Consider the following 25625-nt stretch of genomic DNA (forward strand, 5'->3'; position numbering starts at 1 on the left):
CCTATAGTAGATAAACTACTACGAGGATAACCCTTGCTTCTATATTCAAACAATACTCATGTTAATGAGATGATTATTCTTTTTCAGCTGAAATGATCAGGAACATCGGCCTGCGATCCTCGTCCTTCATCCACGGATCATTGCTCATTTCATCAGAAGGCTTAGGCTCCTTAACTGCTTTGATAGCAAACCCGGCTCCAATCAAGTCATTGAAGTAGGTTGAAATTGTACGATGATATTTAATCACATTTTCTGTTAAGAAGGTCGTTTCACGCAATCCCTCAGACTGATAATGATCTACAGGCCAATGAAGACGATTGCCTTGGTCATCCACATACCAATCCTGTTCATTTCGAGAAGTAAAGATGGGATGCTCCACTGAAAATATAAAGCTGCCGCCTGGCTTAAGGTAAGTATGAACCTTGCGACAGATAGCTTCAAAAGATTTTACATAATGCAAGGCCAATGAACTGATGACCACATCAAATTGTTCGCTCGCAAATTCAATATCCTCAATCGGCATCTGGATATAAGAAATAGCTGGATCGTCTGTTTTTTCACGCGCTTCTTGAAGCATTTTTTCAGAGATATCTACGCCAACGACTGAGCTTGCCTGCTGCTCGCGTGCATATAGACAATGCCAGCCAAATCCGCAGCCTAAATCAAGAACACTTTTATTATGTAAGTCTGGGATCAGAGGTTGTAATACATGCCATTCTCCAGCTGCTTCAAGCCCACCAATGGAACGAGGCATTTGTTTATAGGCTGAGAAGAAATTCGTATCGTCGTATTTATTTTGTTTCATCAGTTATATATCTCCTATCCATAATGTCTTCCATCAGTATATTCTTAGTGACACATTATTTTCAAATCGCCAAATAAAAAGGAGCATCATCTTGGAAGATCCGCTCCTTGTGTTTGTTCTTATTCAATTGCTGTTGTTTGCTCGGCGTTAACCGTACATGCTGTGAAATGGCGCCATAATCTCCATTGGATCTTCGACTTTGAGCTGCGCACCAGGTTCCTGAGCGCTCTGCCTTTAACAAGGCTTTTTGAGTCTTGGTTCGTGCCATGTGGCACCACTCTCCTATTCATAGATGAACTATTAGACAACTACAGTTTAACATAATACAGACTATGAGCGCAGCCAGAATTCCGTTACAATGAGATCACTGCTAGTTTTCTTACTTATCTAAATAGATTCGGAGGTTTTTAGTGATGAAATACGATGTTTTGTACGAGGGTGCTTTTGCTATGTTGAAGGTATATTTGGACCCCGGCGAAAGCGTTAAAGCTGAGATGGGCGCGATGGTTGCCATGTCTCCCAACGTAGAATTAAAAGGAACGGCTGATGGAGGCGTAATGCGGGGTCTGGGAAGAATGCTGAGCGGTGAAAAGTTCTTCTTCCAGGAACTCAGAGCTATCCGTGGTCAAAGTGAGGTCCTACTGTCTCCTGGATCATTGGGTGATATCCAAGCTATCGAATTAGATGGATCCTATAAGCTGTTAGTTCAAAAGGACGGATTCTTAGCCGGTACGGAAGGCATTCAAGTAAATACCAAAATGCAAAATTTAACACGCGGACTTTTCTCTGGTGAAGGCTTCTTCATTGTAGAAATCAGCGGCAGAGGAACAGTATTCCTGTCCTCCTTCGGAGCGATCCACGCCATTAATTTAGCACCTGGTGAAGAGATGATTATCGACAATGGACATCTCGTCGCTTGGCCAGATTATATGGACTATAAGGTAGAAAAAGCAGCCTCGGGTTGGTTGAACAGTTTAACCAGTGGTGAAGCGCTTGTCTGCCGATTCCGCGGAGAAGGTGTAATCCTCGTTCAGAGCCGTAACCCTGGGAGCTTCGGAACGTGGATTAAATCCTTCGTGCCCACTCGAAGCTAAGAAAAATGTCATAGGCTTTCTCATAATTAGGATTTCCTTTAACTGTTTAAAAGGCAAGATAGCGCTGCTCCGGTTTTCAAGAAGCGCTGCTGTGCGTGCAAATTAAGGAATATCTCCCTATAATTCAGAAATGTCTGCGCATTTGACTACTAATTAGGGAAATCCTCCCTATAATTCAACTGATTTGTTGTGAAATATAGATATTTGTCCGATTTATAGGGAGGATTTCCCCATTTCCATTCGTATCGGGCAATTATCAGTTATTTAGAGGGAGTTTTTCCCTAATTCTTTTCCGAAAAAGAAGCTGCCCCCTAAGTAGTACTTACTACTTCTGAGACAGCTTCTTCTTTTAGGTAGAAAGCGGCTTAAGAAACCGCTTTGTTTGCTTTTTCTTTTTTGCAGCCTGTTCGTTTACATGTGTCATAAGTACCCTTGAAATCTAGGCGGTGATCCGTGACGTTAAAGCCGTATTCACGTTCCACTCTTTTCTCCAGCTCCACCAGCCAGTCATCCTTAATTTCCTCCAACCTGCCGCACACGCTGCATATCAAATGATGATGCATGTGAGAATGATCATTCCCGCGCAGATCGTAACGAGCGACTCCATCTCCGAAGTTCATCTTTTCTACAATGTGAAGCTCGCATAAGAGCTCAAGTGTACGGTATACCGTTGCCAGCCCTAAATGCGGATAACTGTTCTTGACAAGCATATATACTTCTTCTACGCTGAGATGATCTTTCTCATTGTCGAGCAATATGTTCACTATGGCCTCACGCTGGGGCGTTAATTTATATTTTTGCGCCGCAAAAAGCTGACTGATATTTGAAATTTGATCCATTTGATCTCCTACCTTCCCGGAATGATTTAACATCCGTATCCACTGAGACGCACCCATTTATGCATCAAATATTAAACGTAAATAGTAATCTTTACGATATAATCATATCAAAAATAATCACGAATGAATAGAGCCTGACATCATTATAACATTTCAGCTCTCTTATCCAAAGTTCTTTCATCCATTCCTGCCTATTTTTCTGCCAAAATCTACTTTTTCGTGAAATATTATAGGTTTGACCGCAACCTTTCCATATTTTTCTGCGTTTAAGTTTGTGATAGCGGCCACGAGGCCTATCCATACAACGAGGTGAAATAACCATGAATATGAAAAAAAGAACGTTAGCCGCGATTACAACCGTTACGATTCTCTCCTTCTCTTTGGGTGGCCAAATATTTGCAGCCGGAAATACCTTTAAGGATATTGATAATATAAACGGCAAAGAAAAAATTATTTCTTTAAAAAATCAAGGCTTGATCAAAGGGGTTAGTGAATCCCAATTCTTGCCCAGCTCCAAAGTAACAACAGCACAAGGGATCCAGTTCATTTCGGGTGGACTCCAGCTTAGTCTCGCGGCTATTGATTTCAACAAAGCTCCCGTTGCCAGTGGCTTGTTCACGAAAGTCAAGGATAAAGCTTGGTACGCTGAAGCCTTTATCAATGCGTATTACAATCATGTCGAGCTTCCTAAGGATATTGATCCAACCAAAACAATGACCAAAGAAGAGTTCACCAATTATCTAGTGCAAGGGGTCGAAGGCATTGGGAATCTGCCGATGATCAATATAGTGCCCGTAGATATCGCTGACGATGCTGCGCTGAATCCTTCTTATCAAGGCAGCATTCAACGTTCTCTTAAATACAAGATTAATAGTTTAGACGCCAATGGGAAGTTTAATCCAAAAAGTGAAATCACTCGCGCCGAAGCTGCGATTATGCTCTATAATGCTTTGGAATTTCTGAAGACCGGTATTAAATCCTAACCTAGAAGCGACACACCAATAACATTGAATGGTAAACAAGAAAAAGCAGCCCAGGTATAGTCCTGGACTGCTTTTTTGCGTCTTGATCGTCTTCTATACTTCTTCTCCACTAATTCTGTTCAGAAATTGTAGAGCACGAGGATGCTGCGGATGCTCAAGAACTTCTTGCGGAGTCCCTTGCTCTAGAATATGGCCTCCATCCATCAGAATGATCCGGTCAGCCACATCCGCAGCAAATTTCATCTCATGGGTCACTATCACCATAGTCATTCCCTCTGCCGCTAACTGTTTAATAACCTTAAGTACTTCCCCCACCAACTCTGGATCAAGCGCAGAGGTAGGCTCATCGAACAACAGCACCTCTGGATCTACTGCCATGGCACGAGCGATAGCTACCCGTTGCTGCTGGCCACCAGACAGTTGGTGCGGATAAGCATCCGCTTTGTCCGCCAAGCCAACTTTAGTTAACAACTGAAGGGCACGTTCGCGTGCTTCGTCCTTGGATCGTTTCTGGACCGTCACCTGCCCTTCCATCACGTTGCCTAGTGCAGTCATATGCGGAAAAAGATTATAGGACTGAAAGACCATCCCTGTTTTTTGGCGTAATGCCAAAATGGACTTCTGGGGGATTTTCTTGTTATCCGTGAAATTAATTTTAATATCACTGAGCGATAAGCTTCCTTGATCAGGGACTTCAAGCAGATTAAAGCAGCGTAAAAGCGTTGTTTTGCCTGAACCCGATGGGCCAATAATGACCAGTACCTTGCCATGTTCCATTTCGAGATCAATGCCCTTTAATACCTGCAGCTCACCGAAGGATTTATGCAAATTAAGTATTTCAATCATAATTGTCTCCCCCTTTAGCTCGCAGAGTAACGACTCAGTCGTTTCTCCAAGTAATTTTGCAGTGCTGATAACACTGAGCAGAATAGTAAATAGAACAATCCTGCCTCGCAATAGATCAGCAGTGGCTCATAGGAGGTGGAAGCAACCTGCTGTGCTGTTCTGAACATCTCCGTATAGGTAATGGTCGCTGCCAGTGAAGTGTCTTTGACCAAGCTAATAAAGGAATTCGATAACGGCGGTACAGAAACACGGGCAGCTTGTGGCAGTATAACGCGGCGCAGTGCCTGGGTACGAGTCATCCCAACGGAGAAGGCCGCTTCCCACTGACCTTTATGTATAGACAGGATAGCAGCACGTATAATTTCTGATGAATAAGCCCCTACACTAAGCGTAAATCCAATGGTTGCGGCTATGAAAGGGTCTAGCACGATTCCAACTGCCGGCAAACCATAGAAAATAATAAACAGTTGCACCAACAAAGGGGTTCCACGAATGACCCATACATAAAAGCGAGCGATCAGCTTCGGAAGTACCCACGGGGAGAGACGAGCTAATGCAGTCAATATCGCTAAGATCAGTCCCAGTGCAAATGATATCAATGCCAAAGGAATGGTAAAAGCCACCCCAGCTTTTAGCAGGGGTAGCAGTGAATCTAAGAAAATTTGTATTTTGCGGTCATCCATTTTTAGACATCCTTTTTTGGCTCCAAGCTGGTTAGCTTCTGAAACCTTGTATTATTTTGAAACGTCAGCACCAAAGTATTTCTCAGAAATCTTTAAGTATGTGCCATCGCTCTTCATTTCAACAATTGCATCACTCACTGCTTTTACCAACTCATCGTTGCCTTTTAAGAAAACAGCTGCGCTTTGCGAACCGTCAGGAATCTCATCTACCACTTTAATTTTCACATCAGGCTTTTGCTTTTTCAGGTCCAGATAAGACAAACCATCATTTACAGTCGCATCAATACGGCCTGAGGTCAATAGGTCCATCGCTTGATTGAACCCGTCTGTAGCAACGATTTCAGCACCGTTCTCACGGGCGATATCGGACAGGTTACTGGTTAGAGATTGTCCAGCTTTTTTACCCTTAAGATCTGCAAATGTTTTGATATCCTCATTGTTTTCACTCACTATCAATACCGCTTTAGATACGATATACGGTTCAGAGAAATCATATTTCACTTTACGATCTTCATTAATAGATACTTCGTTAAAAATAACATCAAAACGCTTGGCATCCATCCCAGCAAAAATGCCGTCCCACTGTGTCTCAAAAAATTCTGGTTCAACACCGAGGCGCTTCGCTACTTCCTCAGCAATTTCTACGTCAAAGCCGGTCAGTTTCCCCGAAGCGTCATGATAAGTAAAGGGTGCATACGTCCCTTCTGTTCCTATACGCAATTTGCCGCTAGCTTTAACAGCTTCCAGACTGTTTTGCGCAGTGGCTGTATTTCCACCATTCGTTCCAGCTGAAGAATTTTTAGAAGTATCGGTATTCGAATTATTGCCGCAGGCCGCTACAAACACCACGGTTAACGCCAATAGAATAGTTAAACTTAATTTTTTCATTATTAATTCCCCTCTCTTTACCCGGAATTCATCCGGTAAATTGTATACTACACTGGCTGATGTTTACCGTCAATGATTTTTTCCGATTATATTCATCGGAATTGTAATATTAGGTAAATCTCTACCCTTATATTACCCATTCTTAGAATAATCCTTCACAAGATCCTCTCTTTACATCTCAGAAAGATATGGTATATTTATAAACAAATTAAATATGGACCTGTTATTTCACTAGGGGAGTCGGCCGACTGAGACGGAGCTTCAAGCTCCGGACCCTTGGAACCTGATCTGGATCATACCAGCGGAGGGAAGTGGAGCAGAATTTTCATCCCATGCATTTTTAGTGTTCCTATGCTGAATGAACTTTTTGACCCATTTATTTCCCACCGGAAATGAATGGGTCTTTATTTGTTTACAATCAATCACAAAACTTAAGCGTAGGCTTCCGAAGCAAGTTTTGTACGATGCTTTCCAAGAAGCCAACGCTCACAAAACTTTTTAGGAGGTTCGATCATCACGACAATCCTATCCATTCAATGCTTAACCTACTCTTTTCCGGAATCAGAACAACCCCCTGTATTCGCAGATCTATCCATGGATATCAGGCAAGGTGAGTTTGTTTCTGTCATTGGGGCTAGCGGATGCGGAAAAAGTACGCTTTTCAAAACTATAGCAGGCTTGCTCGAACCCACTCATGGGAAAATAATAATTCATTCGAACTCGTCATCCTCTACTCGCTTAGGTCAGATCGCATACATGCCTCAGCAGGATTTGCTGCTGCCTTGGAGAACCGTGCTCGACAACTGTCTTTTGCCCTGGGAGATTAAACCAAGGTTTAGTAAACAACAGACGATCTCTCACATTCGGGAAATGCTGTCACGCTTCGGTTTGGCCGATGTAGAGAGGGCTTATCCCCATGAGCTATCGGGTGGCATGAAACAGCGAGTCGCATTTCTACGAACGCTTGTAGCTGGCGGCGGGGCCGGTCTTATGCTGCTAGATGAGCCATTTGGAGCGCTCGACGCTATGAGCAAACGTGAGATACACCGTTGGCTGTTGGAGCTTTGGGATGAGCTGGATCAAACAGTGATGCTCATCACCCATGATCTAGAGGAAGCGCTGTTACTAAGCGATCGGATTTATTTATTGTCTGGAGGCGTGCATAGCGAATTACAGGAGATCATCGTTGATTTACCGAGGCCAAGACATTACAAGATGAACTATGAACCCCGGTTTATAGCGTTACGGGAAGAGTTGGAGCGGAGACTGTATGCATCCCATACCTTTTAAAAAATATTTAAACAATTACGGCCCCTTCATTCTACTGCTATTGTTCATTCTTGTGATCTGGGAATCAGCTGTTCGTCTTCACTTGATTCCAGCCTTTATCCTACCTGCACCTTCTTCAATAGGTATCGCATTGATCGAACACAGGCAATTACTCAGACCGCATTTAATGGCGACACTGCAGGAAATATTGGTAGGTTTTGTTCTCTCGGTTATCTGTGGTTCACTGCTGGGCACCGGAATGTTCTTGTTTCGCCCCCTTGAAAAAGCCATCTATCCGTTCCTTATTATCAGTCAGACGATCCCGTTAATCGCGCTATCCCCCATTTTCATTATGTGGTTCGGTTATACGCTGTGGAGCAAAGTGGCTGTTGTGTTTCTAACTGCTTTTTTTCCAGTCGTTGTGAGTACATATGACGGACTTCGTACAAGTGGTCAAGCCTACAAAGACTTATTGTTAACATTTGGCGCAAACCGCTGGCAACTGCTTGCTAAAACCCAAATCCCGCTGGCGCTGCCCTCTTTTTTCTCAGGACTAAAGCTATCCATTGTGTACTGCGTGATTGGAGCAACCATCGGCGAATGGCTTGGAGGCAGCAAAGGACTCGGTTACTTTAGCCGAAGGATGGCCGGAAATATGCAAAGTGCCGAAATGTTCGCCGCTGTATTTCTGTTGTCCGCGCTCGGTGTAATGTTGTTTCTGATGATAGCTCTGCTCGAACCATTATTTTTAAAGAAAAGAGGATCTAAGCAATGAATGATTTGAATTTCCAAAGAAAATGGCTTATTCCCGTATTTCTCATATGTTCACTCCTAATCTTCACCAGCTGCGGAAAAGCATCCAATGTAAGTAGTCCTCCTGCTAATTCATCTAATAACGAAATTATACAAACGCACAAGCTGAAGATTATGCTCGATTGGTATCCCAATGCCGTTCACTCTTTTTTATATGCTGCTGAGCAGAATGGTTATTTCCAAGAGGAAGGTCTGGACGTAGAGATCCAAATGCCCGCAGACAGCAATGACGCACTGAAGCTTGTAGCAGCGAATCAAATCGATTTAGCGTTTAGTTATCAACCTCAGGTGCTCATGGCACGCAGTGAGAACATTCCAGTACGTTCGATTGCTGCGATTGTGAGACATCCGCTTAATCATTTAATGGTACCTCAGGCTGGAGACGTTCATAGTCCCAAAGACCTCATAGGTAAACAGATTGGGTATTCTTCCATTCCTCTTTATGAAGCCATGATTCGTACGATGATCCAAAACGATGGGGGTGACCCTAAGGCCAGCAAATTAATAGACGTAGGCTTTGATCTTATTCCGGCGATTGCGACGGGGCAAGTGGATGCCATTATGGGAGGGTTCATTAACCACGAACAATTAATCTTGGAAAAAGAAGGTTATCCCGTGAACTCGTTCAATCCCACGGATTACGGAGTCCCCGATTATTATGAGCTAGTCCTTGTCGCCAGCGATCAAGGAATACAATATTCTGAATCCTATTTCAAAAAGTTTCTAAATGCAATTACAAAAGGACAACAATTTGTGCAGGATAATCCGGAAAAAGCGTTAAATTTGCTGCTTGCACACGAAGATGAGACCTCTCCACTCGATAAGCAAATTGAAGAGAAGAGCCTAGCGATTCTACTACCGTTAATGAATGCGGGTGATCAAGATTTTGGATATCAAGCGCCAGCGTCTTGGGAGAAGGTAAGACAGTGGCTATCGGACAATGATTTACTGTCTACTGACATCAAAGCTGAGGATTCTTTTATTAATCTTTAAACATTAGCTATTCGCTAATAAAACTTGAGGAGGAATAAATCATGAGTTATCTATCCAAAGTACGGGAATCCAATCCACTGGTCCACAATATCACCAACATCGTCGTAGCCAATTTCTCAGCCAACGGTCTTTTGGCGCTGGGTGCCTCCCCCTTTATGGCGGATGCTCACGAGGAAGTGGTCGATATCGCCGCATTTTCATCTGCTGTAGTTCTAAATATCGGCACACTGAATGACTATGCCATTCAATCCATGGTGCTCGCGGGACAATCTGCGAATAAGCACGGCGTTCCCTTAGTTCTTGATCCAGTGGGTGCGGGAGCCACTTCTTATCGAACAGCGGTCACTCAAAAGCTAGTGAATGAGATGCAGATTACCGCTCTACGTGGCAATGTAGCTGAAGTTGCCAATGTCATTGGTGAAAGCTGGTCTATTAAAGGGGTAGATGCAGGCGAAGGGGATGGCGACGTAGTCGTCTTGGCTGAGACAGCCGCGCGGAAGTTAGGCTGTGTAGTTATCATCACCGGAAAAGACGATGTCATCACGAATGGAGATAACACCTACATTGCCAGCAACGGTCACCCTATTCTAACGAAAGTAACGGGAACCGGTTGTCTGCTAAGTGCAGTAGTCGGTGCATTTCTAGCGGTAAGTGAAGGAGCATCTCTTGAAGCCGCAGTCGAAGCCCTCTCCTTCTATGGAGTGGCTGCTGAAATCGCCGCTGAACTAACGACTGGACAAGGTCCGGGGAGCTTTCAAATCGAGTTTCTAAATCAATTGAGCTTGGTCACAGCTGAAACTTACCAAGATAAATCAATAATCAAGCAACTCAGATAACAACCCTAAGGAGTGAACAATGATGATATATAAAGCTTTAACTATAGCCGGATCGGATAGCGGTGGTGGCGCTGGCATCCAAGCAGATCTAAAAACCTTTCAGGAGCTTTCTGTATATGGAATGAGTGCTCTTACGGCTGTGACAGCCCAGAACACCCTCGGAGTTCAAGGCGTTTATCCGTTGACACTGGAAGCTATTACTCAGCAGCTTGATTCCATTGGACTTGATCTGAAGCCGGATGCTGTGAAGACCGGGATGCTTTTTAACAGTGACATCATACGTATCGTAGCAGAGAAGATCCAGCAATACAGCTGGCGTAATCTTGTAGTTGATCCTGTGATGGTTGCTAAAGGGGGTTCCACGCTGCTACAGCAAGAAGCTGTTCAGTCCTTAATCAATCATCTCCTCCCGCTAGCCTTAGTAACGACACCCAATATTCCAGAGGCTGAAATGATTACCAACAGAAGCATCACTACTATAGACGATCGTAAAGAAGCGGCTAAAATCATTCATGCCATGGGCTCTAACTATGTAGTGCTAAAAGGTGGGCATGATACCTCAACTAAGGCTGTTGTGGATCTCCTATATGATGGTCACGAATTCATCTTTATGGAGAGTCAACGAGTTCAGACTAGACACACGCACGGCACAGGCTGCACCTATTCAGCAGCAGTCACTGCCGAGCTTGCTATGGGCAAAACCGTTCCCGAAGCAACACACATAGCTAAAGCTTTTATACAAGCGGCGATTGAAGACGAGCTGGGCATAGGGGCTGGACATGGACCTACGAATCATTTTGCATATCAGAATAGATTGCGAGGGATGAACCTTGAAGCAAATAGACAGTGATCAACTGCGGGATTTATTAAAAGTCTATTTCATTATGGGCAGTGTGAATTGTCGGATAGCCCCAGCCAAGGTATTAAAAGAAGCGGTCGCGGGAGGCATAACGATGTTCCAATTTCGTGAAAAAGGTACGGGGGCATTAACTGCCCAAGTTAAATTTAATTTAGGAAGACGGCTCCAAAAGATATGTCGTGCTAACGGAGTCCCTTTTATCGTTAATGACGATATTGATCTAGCCATCGCCCTTGATGCGGACGGCATTCATGTAGGACAAGATGATACCCCTGCGCTGGCGATTAGGCAGCTGCTTGGCGAGGATAAGATCGTTGGTGTGTCCGCTCATTCGCTCGCCGAAGCTCGGCAGGCGATAGCGGATGGAGCCGATTATCTGGGCATTGGTCCTGTTTATCCTACCTCTTCCAAGGAGGATGCCCAAGCTGTTCGAGGCACATCAGTTATTGAAGAAATACGAAACAGCGGCATTACGATTCCTTTGGTTGGCATAGGCGGGATCACGGTGCACAATGCAGCACCAGTACTAGCTGCGGGTGCGGACGGTATCTCCGTTATCTCAGCTATTGCGGGCGCTGAAGACATCACCTTGGCAGCCAGAGGATTTGTTCACGAAGTTAATTTAAGCGGGTCATAAGCTCACTCAGCTCTTCTCCGCTCAAATGCCGCCATTGTCCTCGCTCCAAACTATCAAGTGTAATATTCATGATTCTTATACGCTCTAGCTTTAGTACTCTATATCCTAACTCCTTGCACATTCTGCGTATTTGCAGATTAAGGCCTTGAGTTAGGATAATTCTAAACTGACATTCCGCGATCCGAGAGACCTCACAAGGTTTTGTTGTGACGCCAAGAATATCCACACCACTAGACATGGCATGTATGAATTCTGACGTTATTGGCTTGTCTACATGAACTACATATTCTTTTTCATGCCCATTCTCGGAACGCATCATTTTGTTTACGATATCTCCATCGTTGGTTAACAAAATGAGGCCTTCCGAGTGTTTATCTAATCTGCCGATCGCAAAGATCCGTGAGGGATAACCTACAAAATCTATAATATTCCCAGCTACATTTGGCGCAGCTGTACAGGTGATGCCTATCGGTTTATTCAGCGCGAGGTATACCGGCTCCCCTTTACTGCTTGTTATGGGCTCTCCATCAATCCATACGATATCCTCTGGCTCTAAAAGAATATTCGCATCACAGACGATGCCGTTAACAGCGATCCGCCCTGCGGCAATGAGTCGTTTCGTTTCCCTTCTGGAACAGAAGCCTGTTTCGCTTATATATTTATCGATTCTCACTGATAATCCTACTTTCCTTCTGATACTGATACTTGCATCTATCCATAAAAAAACACCTGATTTTAACGATCAAAATCAGATGTTAACCTTCAGGAATAATTGATTTCAAGGGAGCTATTTCGAGCTTCCGCTTTTTTTCACGTTATTGCCCTTGCTTCCACTTGCATCTTTAGCGCCTGGACCCGTGGTTGGAGCACCTTTTGCAGGTTTAACTGGCTTTGCTGTTTTGTTCCAGCGTGTCCAGCCCTTACTCCCCGTACCTCTGCCCGTGCCGCCACCTTTACTTTTTGCACCCATCTTATCACTCCGTCAGTCATTCAGAATTCGTATAGTTTATACACTTCATCTATTTTACCACACTCTCAAACTTTCTGTTTAAGTAATAGCTCAGCTTCGTCTAACGATACTCTGATTAGTATTTAGCATCTTTATTCATTTCATGAATATCAAAGGTATCTTCATGTATTTCAATGGCAATGACAGTACCCTCTTTTTCGAAAAATTGCACATGCCCTAATCGCTTGTCCTCCAGCTCCACCCAGCCAGCATCCTCTAATTTATTAAAGTAGTGGTCAGGTCGATAGAGACCTTGTTCTCCCCCTATATTATCCAATTCGTATTTTACGCCTATTTTTATATTGGGGTTACTTGAAGTTGTTGTCACTTCGATTTCCTTTGCTTTCTTAGGAATAGGAATTTCAGCATTTATAGAAGATATTCCGTACTCTTGCTCCTCTTGAGTTGATGATGTACATCCGCTTGTGAATAGTATTAAAGGTAACCATATAAAAGTTAATAAATATTTATACAAGTATATCAGCTCCTTCCCCAACTTATTTTACCAAATCAATCCATTAAAAAACACCCCACCAAAGACTAAGCTTTGATGAGGTGTCTATTTCGAATCAGCTTTACAGCTCATCCATTTTATTTAGGCTGAATATAACCTTCTGCTTTCAGAAGCTCAGCGATCAATACAGCACCGCCAGCTGCTCCGCGCAGTGTGTTATGGGAGAGACCTACGAATTTGTAATCATAGATGGCATCTTCGCGAAGTCTGCCCGTTGATACGCCCATACCATTCTCAATATCACGATCCAGTTTGGTCTGTGGACGGTTCTCCTCTTCGAAATAAGTAATGAACTGTTTAGGGGCGCTAGGCAGTTCAAGCTCTTGAGGACGTCCTTTGAAGTTATTCCAGAGTTTCAGAATCTCTTCTTTGGATGGCTTTTTCTCAAAAGAAACAAATACAGCAGCCATATGTCCATCCGCTACAGGCACACGGATACACTGCGAAGTAATGGTTGGCGCTTCACTTTTTACGATACCTTCTTCTTGCACGCTTCCCCAGATGCGCAACGGCTCTTGCTCGCTCTTCTCTTCTTCGCCACCAATGTAAGGAATCACGTTGTCCAGCATTTCAGGCCAGTCAGCAAAAGTCTTGCCCGCACCCGAAATTGCTTGGTAAGTGGTGACTACAACTTTAGATGGGTTGAATTCTTTAAGTGCATGAAGCGCAGGCACATAACTTTGAATGGAGCAGTTAGGTTTAACCGCAATGAAACCAGTCTCAGTGCCCAGACGTTTTCTTTGCTGCGCAATAACCTCAAGATGCTCTGGGTTAATCTCAGGAATGACCATAGGCACGTCCGGTGTCCAACGATGCGCTGAGTTATTAGAGATAACTGGAGTACCTGTACGAGCATAAGCTTCTTCGAGCGCTTTAATCTCTTCTTTTTTCATGTCTACTGCGCAAAAGATCAGGTCTACGTCCGCAGCTACTTCTTCTACCTTAGAAGCATCTTGAACCATAATATTCTTCACGTTCTCAGGCATTGGAGTGGATAGCTTCCATCTGCCCTTGGCCGATTCTTCATACGTTTTCCCAGCAGATTTCGCACTGGCAGCAATCGCAGTTACTTCAAACCAAGGATGATTCTCTAGAAGGGCAATAAAACGTTGTCCTACCATACCTGTGCCGCCAACTATGCCGGCTCTTAGCTTTCTTGACATCAGAAAATACACTTCCTTTTGATTAACTGTCCTATTGTGAATAATAGGCCGATAATTAATGATATACGGGTCGAGAACATTTGGCGAGTGTTAACATCAAAATAACATTAAAAAATTTAATATTTTCATTTAAACCAGCCTTTTTCCTTAAATCGAGTGATCGCTTCAATCCGATTTCCCACATCCAGCTTATCGAGGATAACAGAAATGTAGTTCCGTACCGTACCAGTGGTAATGTACAGCTCGCTGGCAATTTCTTTCGTATTTTTGCCATCGGCGATCAGGCCGAGTACTTCCTTCTCCCGCTGAGTCAATGGATTGACTTCACCGCTGTAGGCTTCATCCATCAGCTCCGGTGCATACATGCGTCTGCCTGCCATAACATTCCGGATAGAGAGTGCCAGCTCTTCACTAGGACTGTCCTTCAGTAAATAAGCATGGACACCCGCTTTGAGCGCACGTTCGAAATATCCCGCCCGGGCAAAAGTCGTTAATATCATCGTTTTGCAGCCGCTAGTCTTCAGCGCTTCTGCAGCGTCGAGACCACTCATCGCCGGCATCTCAATATCCATAATACAGATATCCGGTTTAAGCTGCTGAACCATCGCTACAGCTTCTTCCCCATTGCTTGCTCGGCCCACGACCTTCATATCCTCTTCTAAATCGAGTAAAGAAGCCAACGCCCCGAGGAGCATTCGTTGATCCTCAGCGATTACAATTTTAATCATTATAGGATGACCTCCTGTTCCTGATGTTTGAATGCATTGGGTACTTTAATTACAATTGTAGTCCCGCTATCTCTCACGATGTCCATACAGCCATTTACGAATTCAAGACGCTCTCTCATGCCTTGCAGGCCATGGCCTTTAAAATAAAGATCATTCCCAGGTATACCAGTCCCATCATCTTTTACTTTAATGACTAGATCCGTCCGTGAGGGTTCAATCAGTATAGAGCAAGACTTTGCTGCACTGTGCTTCACAACATTTGTGACGGCTTCCTTTATACACATACTAAGGACATTCTCGGTAATCAATGAGGTATTGGTCAGCTTCGGATTCCCTTCCAATGTGAAATCAATCTCCGCAGCTGCAAGGAACTGCTGAATATGAACCAGTTCATCTTCAAGCCGAATGCCACGCATCCGCGTTACCATTTCCCGAACCTCTTTCAGCGCACTTCTCGCCGTTTGTCGCACATCATTGATCTCTGCTTTTGCTTGGGTAGGATTAGAGTCGATTAGCTTTCCTGCCAAATCACTCTTCAGACCAATTAATGAAAGCTTCTGACCTAATGTATCATGAAGATCTCGCGAAATTCGTTGTCGTTCTTCAAGCTTAACGAGTTCGGATATCCGTTTATTGGCATCTTCCAATTGGTCTTGCAGCTTCTCTTGATTGTTACGGTTGTAGGTAGTGATAGGTAGAAGAATTACTGCAATCATACTAACAAGTACGAACGGAAGTTGACTAATAAACACTGAATTACGCGAGAGCAGCTCATAATTGATTGTAATGATCGTAGTTAACAGATGAATAGAGTACAGTGTGAAGAACCCTACTCGATTCTGTATATTCCCAATAAAAAAGGCTAGAAAAAGTGCAAAATACATATATCCGAACAAAAGCGTCATTGTTATAGAAACTATAATTTGGACACTCGTCCAGAAATAAACCAGCCACCCCTTAGAAACAAAGGAAAGCACATAACAAACAAAAAATACAGCAATCATCAAGATTCCCCAAACTACTTGGTAGGTAGAGGAGGAGCGAAATATAAAATAAAACGGTAGAATGTAAAAAACGACCCACACATAAGGGCTGAGACCTGTGCTTTTATGAAAAATATGATGCCACTTTTGCATGACCGCTCTCCTTTTTACCATACATTACTCTCCTTATTCTAGCACAAATTCAGTGAAAATCTGTTGAACCACTACGATAAATAGAAAAAGATTAGAGCCACGAATGATTTCTCCGGCTCTAACCTTTCTTTATACTCCTATTTTGTTCGAACCTATAGTTATTATTCTCCTTGGAGTCTAGTCTTATGAACTTGCAGGACTTCTCCCGCTACCTTAGGTTTGCTTAGTCTCGACTTTACCTCTTTAAAGCTGATGAAGCACTTATTCTCCTCATCCCAAAGACGGAAGTGTAGAGCCTTCAAGCTAGTGCTAAGCGTTATGGTCGTCGCCTTTTGCAATGGTGGCGTTGCATTATGTGCTTTTTCTAAATTATAGTTGGGTACCTTTGGACTTAAATGATGGACATGGTGGAACCCGATGTTCCCTGTGATCCATTGCAATAGCTTAGGTAGCTTGTAATATGAGCTTCCCTCTACTGCAGCCATAACATAACTCCACTCCGATTCATTCTCGAAGTAGGAATCCTCGAACTGATGCTGAACATAGAACAACCATATTCCGAGAAAACCGGATACAAAGGCTATTGGCAATTGCACCATGATAAAGGCTTGCCAGCCGATCGCCCAAATAAGCAATCCGTAGAGAGCTGCGATAGATACATTTGTTAAATAGGTATTCATCCGTTCTTTACGTCTAGCGCCTTTAGCATTAAAGCGATATTGAATCATAAAAACAGCAATAGGTCCTAAACCGAACATCACGAGTGGATTACGGTAAATCCGGTAATACAGACGTTTCCAGGATGAAGCTGCTTCATATTCATCGACAGTCATAATCCATATGTCACCAATCCCTCTTTTATCGAGGTTACTGGAGCTGGCGTGATGAATGGAATGACTATGCTTCCACTGCCGATAAGGAACAAGTGTAAGTACACCTGTAATCGTTCCGATAATGTCATTCGCTCTACGATTTTTAAAGAACGAACCATGTGTGCAGTCATGGAAAATAATAAAAGTTCGGATTACAAATCCTGCTGCAGGAATGGCCAACAAAAGGGTGAGCCAGTAGGAAACGGATAAAGAGAAATAAGCTCCGCCCCATAACAGCACAAGTGGCCCTAAAGTATTAATGAGCTGTCTTATGCTCGCGTTGCGGTCGTTTTTTTCGTAAGGGGCTACACTTTTTTTAAGACTGGAGAGCTGTGATGTCTGTTTTGTAGTCATCTTTATCGTTTCCTCCTTGATGTGTCTGGCTAAGGATCTTTTTATCTATCCTAAGTATAGGAGATAAAGTGTCATCCTATAAGTCATAAACATCAAGTAAAGGGTATGATAAATGTCATACTTATGCCCTATTTTCCCCCTTTTGCTATGCAATCTGTGTACTTCTTCGTTAATTAACCTGCCTCGTATGCTCTTCACGATATTCCGTAGGCGTCTGACCGCTAGCTTTTTTAAAGACTTGAGTAAAATATCGTGGATCCTGATAACCAACTAGTGGAGCGATCTGATATACCTTCACATTACTACTTTGCAATATATCCTTCGCCTTCTCCATTCGACAGTGAGTCACATACTCCAAGAACGTATAGCCTGTTATTTGTTTAAATAAAGTACAAAAATGACTGACACTAAGATCGGCAAGCTCCGATACTTCTTCAATACTTAAGTCTTTATAGTAATTACTCTCGATATAACGTTTCGTCTTCTCGATGGAACTGCGTGTGTCTTCCCGATTCACAGGTTTACTACCTTGATCCAATCGCTCCCCAAATTCTTCCTTCAACGCAGACATCATTTCACTCAAGGTAACCAAATGGTGCAGCTTACTTAGTAATCCATGTAGAGACCAATCCGAATTTAGATTCAAATGTTCAAAATGTCTGTATAACACAACAACCATTTCCACAAGAAGACGTTCTGCTATCTCTTTAGGAATAGCTTGAGCCTCAATATATAATGCCAACTCATCAAACAATGATGACATTTGGTTTCTATTCAAGGTACGAATACTCTCTATCAACGAGGTCTCCAGTTCTTTTGGATATTTCACTTCTGTATTGCCTGCGAAGGTTGTTTCCTCATCTATATACACCCCGGCAAGACCATAATAGAAACGTTGATACAAAGCCTTCGCAGCCAATGGATACACCGTACTTAATTGATCAATCCCTTGTGTACAGCGGCTGATTCCTACAGAGCAGCTTAGCTTGGAGTATCTTTTGATCCCTGTAATTAAATGTTCACCTAGTTCTCTTCTGCTCGCGCTTAAAGATCCAGGAAAGAGCAATATCCACTCCCCGTTATGAAAAGGAAAGACTGTAAGTACTCCATGTTCCAGCGACCACTCTTCAACAATATTACGGATCGCAAACAGCCACAGCCGCTTTTCTTCCACACTCCACTGCCCAGTAAGCACAGAATAATCATCCAATTGGACAACAGCCATGAAATATCCACTCTCAAGTTCACTGTTCTCCAGCCATTTCAGGTGTTCAAGCGGCCTTGCATTTCCCAAAGTAATTTCAGCAAACATCCGTTCACGAGCTAGCATCGACAGCATCTGAACGGAATGCATCATCTGATCGTTCTCTTTTTGCTCATCCAGCCTCGTTTTCGCTCGGTATAGCATTTCAACCAGTTCGTCATGGTCGATGGGTTTCAGCAAATAATCAAAGGCTCCTTGACGCAAAGCTTCTCTCGCATATTCGAACTCCCCATAACCACTAATAAAGATAAATACCAGCTTAGAATTCTTTGGTAATACTTCCTTCATCAAAGTGATTCCGTCAATCACAGGCATACGGATATCGCTGATTATAATATGCGGTGTAGTTTCTTCTATTAAGCGGAGGGCTAGTTCTCCATTTCGAGCCTCTCCAACAATTTCCATCTGAAGATCATCCCATGGAATAGCTACTTTTAGACTACGAAGAATTATCGGCTCATCATCTACGAGCAGTACTTTATATTTCTCTTCTATCTCATCCATTCCAGCACCTCCATGCTTATTGAACACTTGAGTTTTGGATCAGATTCCAGTATTCCATCGATGATGCCTGCACTAGCTTTAAAGCGTGATCTGCAGACATTTCTTCGTTAATCATTTTTTCGATGACACTTAGGAACATTTTCTTAACTTCAGGTGATAATACGTTATCGTAAGGCACAAAGCTCTTGCGGTTCACTTCCATCATTTCCATCACTTGCGCGAATACCGGACCGGTCTTCTCCGGATCAAAAGCAATACGAATGGATGGAATTCTCAGTCCTTCATATACAATTCGGGTCTGAACTTCCTGCGTGTAAAAAGCCTTCATAAGATCCAATGCGGCTTCCCGTTTAGCTCCATTTAGTTCGGAGGAAAGACCGATGCCGATGGTATATCCCCCCGCAATCGAAGGCTCCTCTCCTTGCTTCAAGGCAGGAAATGGAATAACGCCTACCTCATTCTGAAAATCTGCTGGAGCCGCACTACCAGAAAATAAATTGATATCCCAGTTCCCGTTTAAATACATCGCAGCCTTGCCGCTTGTAAACAAACCGACTGCATTTTCAGTTGAGAGATCATTAGACTGGGGACTAAAGGCACCTTCTTTTATCCATTGATCCAAATGCTCAAAAGCCTTTAAATAGGACTCATTCTGAAAGCTCGCTTGATCTTCACCTGTGATTAGCTTTTGGAACACTTCGGAGCCAGCATAACGATCCATTAAATAATGTGCAAAGATCCCGGCAGGCCAGCGATCCTCGTTCCCGAGTGCAAACGGAATGTATCCTCCAGCCTTGAGCCTCAGTATGACATCATCGAGTTCTTGAAGCGTTGTAGGCGCCCCTAGACCAAGCTTGTTGAAAATAGTCTTATTGAAATACAGTGGTTCAGCGTTTCCTTCGATGGGCAATCCATAAATATGGTTGTCAAAGGTCCATAGATGCAGATCCTTGAATTGATTGGTTAGACCGTTCTCTCGGACAAAATCAGTCAGATCAACCAGCCGATTGGAGCGCACGTACGGCTCTATTTCAGCTCCACCAAATAAGACGAACATATCTGGTGGCGTGCCAGTAACCATCTCGCTTTTCAGCTTTTGTTCACGGTGTATCGTCTGGTCTAGTCCTTCAAAATTGACTTTCACATTCGGATGCGCAATTTGGTATTTATCCACGATCTCTTCAAAGATAGCCAGCAGTGGACGATCATGCTCTTTGATCCAGAAGTGACGGAAAGTCAGCGTTATTTTTTCTGGTGAATTATCTTCAATCGGTTCGTGATCTCCTAACGTAATAAATAGAACAGCGCCAGATATCAGCACTAGATATATCCACATCCAGCCCCACTTCAATAACCACTTCATGTCAATCTCCCCCTGTTTCCTCTGTATGATCGATTATGGCAGTATTTTTGGTATTCGGATTCGAATCGTTGAACCAAATCCAGGGGATGAACACACAAGTAAGCCATATGGACTGCCGAATCTGATATTCAGGCGCTCATGAACATTCTTAAGCCCTACACCACTGTCACTATATTTCTTCTGGCCGCCTCCCTCGTTATCCCATAGATTCATCATCTTGGCTAAGTCGAAGCCCGGACCGTTATCTTTTACGATAATGATCATATCCGTACCCATTTCATAGGCTGTGATTTCGATGATTCCAGGGTCCTCCATCGGTTCAATCGCATGGTACAATGCATTCTCTACAATGGGCTGAACAATCAGCTTTTGAGTCATAAACGTTCTAAGACCCTCAGGAAGATTTATAATATACGAAAATTTATCCTCGAAACGGAACTTCTGAATATCCAGATAATGACGAACATGTTCAAACTCCATTTGCAGCGGTATCAGCTCTTGATTCTGACTAATACTGATTCGCAGCAGCTTGCCGAGTGAAATGACCATTTTACTAATATCTTTATTACCTTGCAGCACGGCCATCGAATTAATCGATTCTAGTGAATTGTAAATAAAATGAGGATTAATCTGCGCCATTAATGCCTTCATTTCCGCTTCCTTTTTGCGACCCTGCTCCGTCTGCACTTGCACAATCAATTCGTTGATCTGTGTGCTCATCCGGTTAAAGCCATCAATCAGAAAATCACTTTCATCATCCGCACGATATCGTGTAGTGATAGGTGTAAAAATCCCCTGCTTCACTCGTTTCATCCCGTTGACCGCGCTGTTAATGCTATAAACGAGCCTTCTAACAAAATATCGGTCAAACAAAATGGCGGATAACAATGAAACCGTACTCAAAATAATCGCAATATTACGAATAGATATAGATTCCGAAGAGATTAGATTCATCGGTGTAATCGCTGCCAAATACCAGTCTTTATTATGTGAAGGAAGGAAGGTTATGAGTGATTTTTCCCCCTGATAGTTGTCGATGTAATAGTTTTGTTCCTTGGCATAATCATTTTCTAAAAAAGGGAACTGCGTGCGCTGCCCAATATGTTCACCGGATTTGTTAAAAACGATATTCCCCAGCTTGTTCACCAGCAGAATATCACCCTTCTTAAGAGTTGCTGCCTCCCAGAAAATCTGATCCAGTAAATCAGGTTTAACATTCACGACCAAATAGCCTATATCTTCAAGAGAATAATAATCTTTGATTACTCTGGCTTGCACAAGTACCGGATGGCCCGATAACGCCGAACCGTTCTCACCAGGTCCTGACCATACGGGGCGCCCTTCAGCGCTTTCCATAGTATGAAACCAGCTTTGCTTCTTCATCTCCTCAAAGGACATCGGCGCATTGTATTGATAAAGCAACCGATCTTTACTATATAAACTAAATGAAGTAATCATCGGATGATTAATGAGTAAATTGTTGAGTTCCTGCTTGCGATCATAGGTGAGCACAAAGTTAGTCTGCTTGAGCGATTGTTGAATAACCGGTTGTGTGATCGCAGAATTTGTGATCGAGGAGATTTCACTAAGTGCGAATTTGAGCTTTCGATCCGTTTCGAGCAGTGAAACCCAGTAGAAGTTACTTGATTTTTTCTCCATAGCGTTAGAGAAGTTAACGTAAGTAACAATCCCCATCAGAATCACTGGAATAAAGACGAGAAGAATAATAGCGAACAAGATTTTACGGCGGAGCTTCATGGTATTCCCCTTCCCCCTGCTGTCTCTGTCCTCTAGTATTCTTCACGAAACCGCCCATTCCCTTGTAAATGTTAAAAGTAAAATCAGCTCTTAATAGCTCCTGAGGTTAGTCCTGCAATTACCCAACGACTAAATAACAGGAAGACGATCAGCAGTGGCAAGGTCGCCGTAAACGTAGCTGACATGATCATTCCATAATCCAGACCGTCGCGATTGGAGAATAACTGCTGGAGCGCGATTTGTATTGTAAAATGTTCTTGGTTCTTTAACACAACCAAAGGCCAGAAGAAGTCATTCCATACGGTCATAAAATTCAGTATTCCTAATGTTGCCATAGCTGGAGTGATAACTGGAATGGCGATGTTCCAGAAGATCCGGAAATGTCCTCCGCCATCAATCCGTCCAGCTTCGATCAGTTCCGTATGTACAGCTGTAGAGATATACTGCCGCATCCAAAAGATCCCAAAGGCATTAACCATAGCCGGAACAATCAGCGCCTTGAAAGAGTCGATCCAGTGGAGCTTGGCCATAATTACATAAGTAGGTAACACACCAAGCTGCTGGGGTACAAATAGAGTGGCAATAACAAAGTAAAACAGAATATTTTTAAACGGGAATTCATATTTAGCAAAAGCATAACCAGCAAGTGTACAGAAAAATACGACCGATATGGTTACCATAGACGAGACGAATAATGAGTTTCCAAGGGCTTGGAAGAAATCCGTTTTATCTAGAACCCGCTGGAAATTATCAAAAAACTGGTTCCCAACCGTAAGCAAAGGGGGTACATGGAATACTGCGCCCCTATCATTTGTGCCAACTACAAACATCCAGTAAAAAGGAAAGATGGACACGAGTGCACCAAGAATCAGAATGAGATAAAATCCTACTTTGCCGAAAATCCCAAGATCATCCGGATCTTTTTTTAATAGACGCACAGTACTCACGCTTTACCCCCTCCTGTATCTCCACCCATGCGGCTTGAAACCAGCATATTAAGGACAGAAAATATAATCGTAACCACAAACAACAGGACTGCCGTAGCCGCCGCCGTACCGAAGAATCCATTGCGGAATGCCTCGCTGTACAAATAGGTAACCATAGTGATGCCTTCCTGGCGTGTAGATCCCGTTCCTGATTGTCCTAAGAATACATAAGGCTCAGTGAACAGCTGCAGGGCGCCTATAGTCGATAGCAAAGTGACAAATACGATGAACGGTTTCAGTAATGGCAATGTAATGAAGGTTAATTGTTGCCTTCTGTTCGCTCCATCAATACGGGCTGCTTCATACAAATCCGTTGGAATACTTTGAAGTCCTGATAGAAAAATAATGGCATTATACCCTGTCCAGCGCCACATCACCATGGTTGAGATCGCGATTTTGACCCCCCACCAGCCAGAGTTGAAGGCCACACTATCAAGTCCTAAACCACTGAGCATCCAGTTGATCATCCCGTTGTTCCCAAACAGCGTACTAAACACTAGGGTAACCGCAACGATAGACGTAATATTGGGCATGAAAAAGAGAACGCGGAATGTTTTCTTGAAACGAGTCATCCCCGAATTCAACAATACGGCAATTAAAAGCGCCAATAGGATCTGTGGAACAGTTCCGAGCAGTCCCATAATTAAGGTGTTGCTAAAAGAAATCCAAAAGGTAGGGTCGCTTGTGACCAATTCATAATTTTTCATTCCTACAAATTTCATAGGATTCAAGGCATCCCATTTAAAGAATGAGAGGTAGATCGTAAAGAAGATCGGATATAGTCCAAATATCGAGAACAGAATAAAAAAAGGAGAAATGAAAGTATAAGCGGTGATGCGGCTCCTTCTTTGTTCAGTTAAAAACGGGCGCTTGCTCTCGGCATGCGGACTCGAAATAACAGGCTCAGCCATGTCACACCTCCAGGTAATCTAACGTATTAAGCAAAAACGTCTTTGCCGTCTCTATAAGGACGCTAAGCGTTTATGCGAGATAAATCCGAATTCATAGAGAATACCGTTCTCCATGAATCCGGACCTTCTAGAAATAGAGTGCTTTTATTAGAAATCTTAGCTGCGTTCAACCAGTGTTTTCGCTTGTTTTACAGCTTCATCCCACTCTTTAGCCGGATCAGCCTTTTTCTCCAGCACATTTTTCAGTGCATTTTTGAAGAAGGTATCGGTTTGGTCATGAAGAGGACCGTAGTATACAGGTTTTACACGATTAGCAGCTTTACCAAATTCAACAGCCGTTTGTTGTCCACCGAAGAATTCATCCTTGAAATCTACGAATGCCGGATCTTCGTACAGGGCAGGTATAGAAGGCATCAATCCTTTAGTTTTGAATGATTCCAGTTGATTATCCTTGTTATCCATCCATGCGATAAAGTCATAAGCTTCTTTAGAATGCTTACCTTCTTTAGGGAGTGTCAGGAACGAACCACCCCAGTTACCAGCACCTTCTGGAAGCTGCGCAATTTTCCATTTGCCAGTGGAGTCTGGAGCATTACTCTTAACATTTCCTGCCATCCAAGCAGGTCCCATAACCACTGCAAATGATCCGTCGTTCATCCCTTGTCCCCATTCAGGAGACCAGAGCATCACATTGCTGATCCAGCCTTCTTGGATACCTTTAACTGTGAAATCATAAGCTTTGCGAACTTGCGGATTAGTGTCTCCGATAAAGCTGCCATCCGCTTTGCTGAAATAGATTTCATCCGCAGATTGGTCACGTAATGCGTTAAATGTAAGATCAGTAAGGTCTACAAACGGTTTGCCTGTCTTTTCCTTGAATGCTTTGGCTACAGCTGCGAACTTGTCCCAAGTATCAATCGCTGCGCCAAATCCTTCGGAGTCACTTGGCAATCCTGCTTCTTCAGCCAAATCTGTTCTGTAATACACAACCGTTGGACCGATATCTGTAGGAAGACCCAGCTGGAAGCTTCCATCTACGGAAGAGGCTTGTTTCCATTTCCAATCCAGATAGTTCGCTTGAATATCTTTGGCTCCGAAATCATTCAGGTTATAGAATTTATCCTGTGCATTGATAAAACGCTCCATGAAACCGATTTCAAGTTGGAAAATATCTGGTGCGCCCGAACCAGCCGATAAAGCAGTGGTCAAATTATTATGGTGAGCCGTTTGGTCACCGGTATTTTGAACCTTGATCGTAACGTTTGGATGTTCCTTCGTGTACTCTTTCGCTAGATCCTCGTAGTTCACGTTACCGAGTGTCCAGAAAGAAAGTTCGATTTTCTCAGCAGGCTCAGTACCCTCGTCTTTTGCAGGTTCACTTGTGCTTGCTGCGTTGTTACCTGTATTTTTACTCGATGCATTATTCTCGGCCTTGTTGCCTCCGCATGCTGCCAGTGAACCTACAAGCATGATAGCGACTAACGAAAGCGCCAAGTGTTTTACTTTATTCATTCCCCT

General features: G+C 43.3%; 27 protein-coding genes and 1 riboswitch. Of the genes, 8 read left to right on the forward strand and 19 right to left on the reverse strand.

The genetic code is table 11. The features are described 5' to 3' along the window. Window positions 1-73: 73 nt before the first annotated feature. Complete coding sequence (locus tag ACFWMP_RS02225; RefSeq protein ID WP_379421803.1) at window positions 74-805, reverse strand: class I SAM-dependent methyltransferase; 732 nt, start codon at window positions 803-805, stop codon at window positions 74-76. 61 nt (window positions 806-866) lie between these two features. After that, window positions 867-1073 (reverse strand): hypothetical protein, encoded by a 207-nt coding sequence (locus ACFWMP_RS02230; protein ID WP_042187530.1) that lies wholly within the window; start codon window positions 1071-1073, stop codon window positions 867-869. A 145-nt stretch (window positions 1074-1218) separates the two neighbouring features. Between ACFWMP_RS02230 and ACFWMP_RS02235 the strand changes: the two genes are divergently transcribed. Further along, the gene (locus ACFWMP_RS02235) at window positions 1219-1899 is read left to right on the forward strand and encodes a TIGR00266 family protein (protein WP_042187527.1); all 681 of its coding nucleotides are present in this window, start codon (window positions 1219-1221) and stop codon (window positions 1897-1899) included. 365 nt (window positions 1900-2264) lie between these two features. Here ACFWMP_RS02235 and ACFWMP_RS02240 read toward each other — a convergent pair whose 3' ends face one another. Further along, window positions 2265-2738, reverse strand: a complete 474-nt coding sequence (locus ACFWMP_RS02240; protein WP_042187525.1) for a Fur family transcriptional regulator — start codon at window positions 2736-2738, stop codon at window positions 2265-2267. Window positions 2739-3058: 320 nt separating this feature from the next. On the opposite strand from ACFWMP_RS02240, the gene ACFWMP_RS02245 reads away from it, so the two are divergent. After that, window positions 3059-3721, forward strand: coding sequence for an S-layer homology domain-containing protein (locus ACFWMP_RS02245; RefSeq protein WP_042187523.1), 663 nt, complete (start codon window positions 3059-3061; stop codon window positions 3719-3721). 93 nt (window positions 3722-3814) lie between these two features. Here ACFWMP_RS02245 and ACFWMP_RS02250 read toward each other — a convergent pair whose 3' ends face one another. From ACFWMP_RS02250 to ACFWMP_RS02260, 3 genes are read right to left on the reverse strand one after another with little or no spacing between them, the layout of a single operon-like run. Continuing rightward, entirely contained in the window at window positions 3815-4567 is a 753-nt protein-coding gene (locus ACFWMP_RS02250; protein ID WP_042187521.1) for an amino acid ABC transporter ATP-binding protein, read from the reverse strand. A gap of 14 nt (window positions 4568-4581) precedes the next feature. Continuing rightward, window positions 4582-5250: an amino acid ABC transporter permease gene (locus ACFWMP_RS02255; RefSeq protein WP_042187519.1), complete on the reverse strand. Its 669-nt coding sequence runs from the start codon at window positions 5248-5250 to the stop codon at window positions 4582-4584. A gap of 51 nt (window positions 5251-5301) precedes the next feature. Continuing rightward, entirely contained in the window at window positions 5302-6138 is an 837-nt protein-coding gene (locus ACFWMP_RS02260) for an amino acid ABC transporter substrate-binding protein (protein ID WP_076282859.1), read from the reverse strand. A gap of 223 nt (window positions 6139-6361) precedes the next feature. Continuing rightward, window positions 6362-6465, forward strand: a riboswitch (TPP riboswitch). 267 nt (window positions 6466-6732) lie between these two features. On the opposite strand from ACFWMP_RS02260, the gene ACFWMP_RS02265 reads away from it, so the two are divergent. From ACFWMP_RS02265 to thiE, 6 genes are read left to right on the forward strand one after another with little or no spacing between them, the layout of a single operon-like run. After that, window positions 6733-7428: an ABC transporter ATP-binding protein gene (locus ACFWMP_RS02265; RefSeq protein ID WP_379421804.1), complete on the forward strand. Its 696-nt coding sequence runs from the start codon at window positions 6733-6735 to the stop codon at window positions 7426-7428. Beyond that, window positions 7409-8182 carry an ABC transporter permease gene (locus tag ACFWMP_RS02270; RefSeq protein WP_379421805.1) on the forward strand — a complete coding sequence of 258 codons (774 nt, stop codon included), beginning with the start codon at window positions 7409-7411 and terminating at the stop codon, window positions 8180-8182. Before ACFWMP_RS02265 ends, ACFWMP_RS02270 begins: the two co-directional genes overlap by 20 nt. Continuing rightward, window positions 8179-9213: an ABC transporter substrate-binding protein gene (locus tag ACFWMP_RS02275; RefSeq protein WP_379421806.1), complete on the forward strand. Its 1035-nt coding sequence runs from the start codon at window positions 8179-8181 to the stop codon at window positions 9211-9213. Before ACFWMP_RS02270 ends, ACFWMP_RS02275 begins: the two co-directional genes overlap by 4 nt. 41 nt (window positions 9214-9254) lie before the next feature. Further along, window positions 9255-10049 carry a hydroxyethylthiazole kinase gene (gene thiM / locus ACFWMP_RS02280; protein WP_149644231.1) on the forward strand — a complete coding sequence of 265 codons (795 nt, stop codon included), beginning with the start codon at window positions 9255-9257 and terminating at the stop codon, window positions 10047-10049. A 22-nt stretch (window positions 10050-10071) separates the two neighbouring features. Next, entirely contained in the window at window positions 10072-10899 is an 828-nt protein-coding gene (thiD, locus tag ACFWMP_RS02285; RefSeq protein WP_379423477.1) for a bifunctional hydroxymethylpyrimidine kinase/phosphomethylpyrimidine kinase, read from the forward strand. Continuing rightward, on the forward strand, window positions 10889-11545 hold the full coding sequence (gene thiE, locus ACFWMP_RS02290) for a thiamine phosphate synthase (protein ID WP_143764012.1): 657 nt from the start codon (window positions 10889-10891) through the stop codon (window positions 11543-11545). The genes thiD and thiE overlap by 11 nt, the downstream gene beginning before the upstream one ends. Here the strand turns inward: thiE and ACFWMP_RS02295 are convergent. The 13 genes from ACFWMP_RS02295 to ACFWMP_RS02355 all read right to left on the reverse strand — a co-directional run bounded on the left by ACFWMP_RS02295 (window position 11526) and on the right by ACFWMP_RS02355 (window position 25619). Continuing rightward, window positions 11526-12218: a pseudouridine synthase gene (locus ACFWMP_RS02295; protein ID WP_339803072.1), complete on the reverse strand. Its 693-nt coding sequence runs from the start codon at window positions 12216-12218 to the stop codon at window positions 11526-11528. The two genes, thiE and ACFWMP_RS02295, sit on opposite strands and share 20 nt — an antisense overlap. A 114-nt stretch (window positions 12219-12332) precedes the next feature. Continuing rightward, on the reverse strand, window positions 12333-12515 hold the full coding sequence (locus ACFWMP_RS02300) for a DUF3934 family protein (protein WP_042187505.1): 183 nt from the start codon (window positions 12513-12515) through the stop codon (window positions 12333-12335). 115 nt (window positions 12516-12630) lie between these two features. Further along, window positions 12631-13029, reverse strand: a complete 399-nt coding sequence (locus tag ACFWMP_RS02305) for a hypothetical protein (protein ID WP_379421807.1) — start codon at window positions 13027-13029, stop codon at window positions 12631-12633. A gap of 116 nt (window positions 13030-13145) precedes the next feature. Beyond that, window positions 13146-14231, reverse strand: a complete 1086-nt coding sequence (gene asd / locus ACFWMP_RS02310) for an aspartate-semialdehyde dehydrogenase (RefSeq protein WP_042187500.1) — start codon at window positions 14229-14231, stop codon at window positions 13146-13148. A gap of 125 nt (window positions 14232-14356) precedes the next feature. Next, window positions 14357-14959, reverse strand: a complete 603-nt coding sequence (locus ACFWMP_RS02315) for a response regulator transcription factor (RefSeq protein WP_042187498.1) — start codon at window positions 14957-14959, stop codon at window positions 14357-14359. Then, a complete protein-coding gene (locus ACFWMP_RS02320) occupies window positions 14959-16095 on the reverse strand; it encodes a sensor histidine kinase (RefSeq protein WP_042187496.1) in 1137 nt (378 codons plus the stop codon). The genes ACFWMP_RS02315 and ACFWMP_RS02320 overlap by 1 nt, the downstream gene beginning before the upstream one ends. Window positions 16096-16256: 161 nt before the next feature. Then, window positions 16257-17321, reverse strand: coding sequence for a Delta(5) desaturase DesA (desA, locus tag ACFWMP_RS02325; protein WP_042187494.1), 1065 nt, complete (start codon window positions 17319-17321; stop codon window positions 16257-16259). Between the two features lie 169 nt (window positions 17322-17490). Next, a complete protein-coding gene (locus tag ACFWMP_RS02330; protein ID WP_339247532.1) occupies window positions 17491-19089 on the reverse strand; it encodes a response regulator in 1599 nt (532 codons plus the stop codon). A gap of 16 nt (window positions 19090-19105) precedes the next feature. After that, the gene (locus tag ACFWMP_RS02335; RefSeq protein WP_076282869.1) at window positions 19106-20452 is read right to left on the reverse strand and encodes an ABC transporter substrate-binding protein; all 1347 of its coding nucleotides are present in this window, start codon (window positions 20450-20452) and stop codon (window positions 19106-19108) included. 33 nt (window positions 20453-20485) lie between these two features. Next, window positions 20486-22210 (reverse strand): sensor histidine kinase, encoded by a 1725-nt coding sequence (locus ACFWMP_RS02340; RefSeq protein ID WP_379421808.1) that lies wholly within the window; start codon window positions 22208-22210, stop codon window positions 20486-20488. A gap of 83 nt (window positions 22211-22293) precedes the next feature. Continuing rightward, window positions 22294-23157, reverse strand: coding sequence for a carbohydrate ABC transporter permease (locus ACFWMP_RS02345; protein WP_094868591.1), 864 nt, complete (start codon window positions 23155-23157; stop codon window positions 22294-22296). Beyond that, window positions 23154-24107: a carbohydrate ABC transporter permease gene (locus ACFWMP_RS02350; RefSeq protein ID WP_042187483.1), complete on the reverse strand. Its 954-nt coding sequence runs from the start codon at window positions 24105-24107 to the stop codon at window positions 23154-23156. Before ACFWMP_RS02350 ends, ACFWMP_RS02345 begins: the two co-directional genes overlap by 4 nt. Before the next feature lie 156 nt (window positions 24108-24263). Beyond that, window positions 24264-25619, reverse strand: coding sequence for an ABC transporter substrate-binding protein (locus ACFWMP_RS02355; RefSeq protein ID WP_379421809.1), 1356 nt, complete (start codon window positions 25617-25619; stop codon window positions 24264-24266). Window positions 25620-25625: the final 6 nt, after the last annotated feature.

The sequence above is a fragment of the Paenibacillus sp. NPDC058367 genome, assembly GCF_042723305.1.
In the GTDB taxonomy this organism is placed as follows: domain Bacteria; phylum Bacillota; class Bacilli; order Paenibacillales; family Paenibacillaceae; genus Paenibacillus_AQ.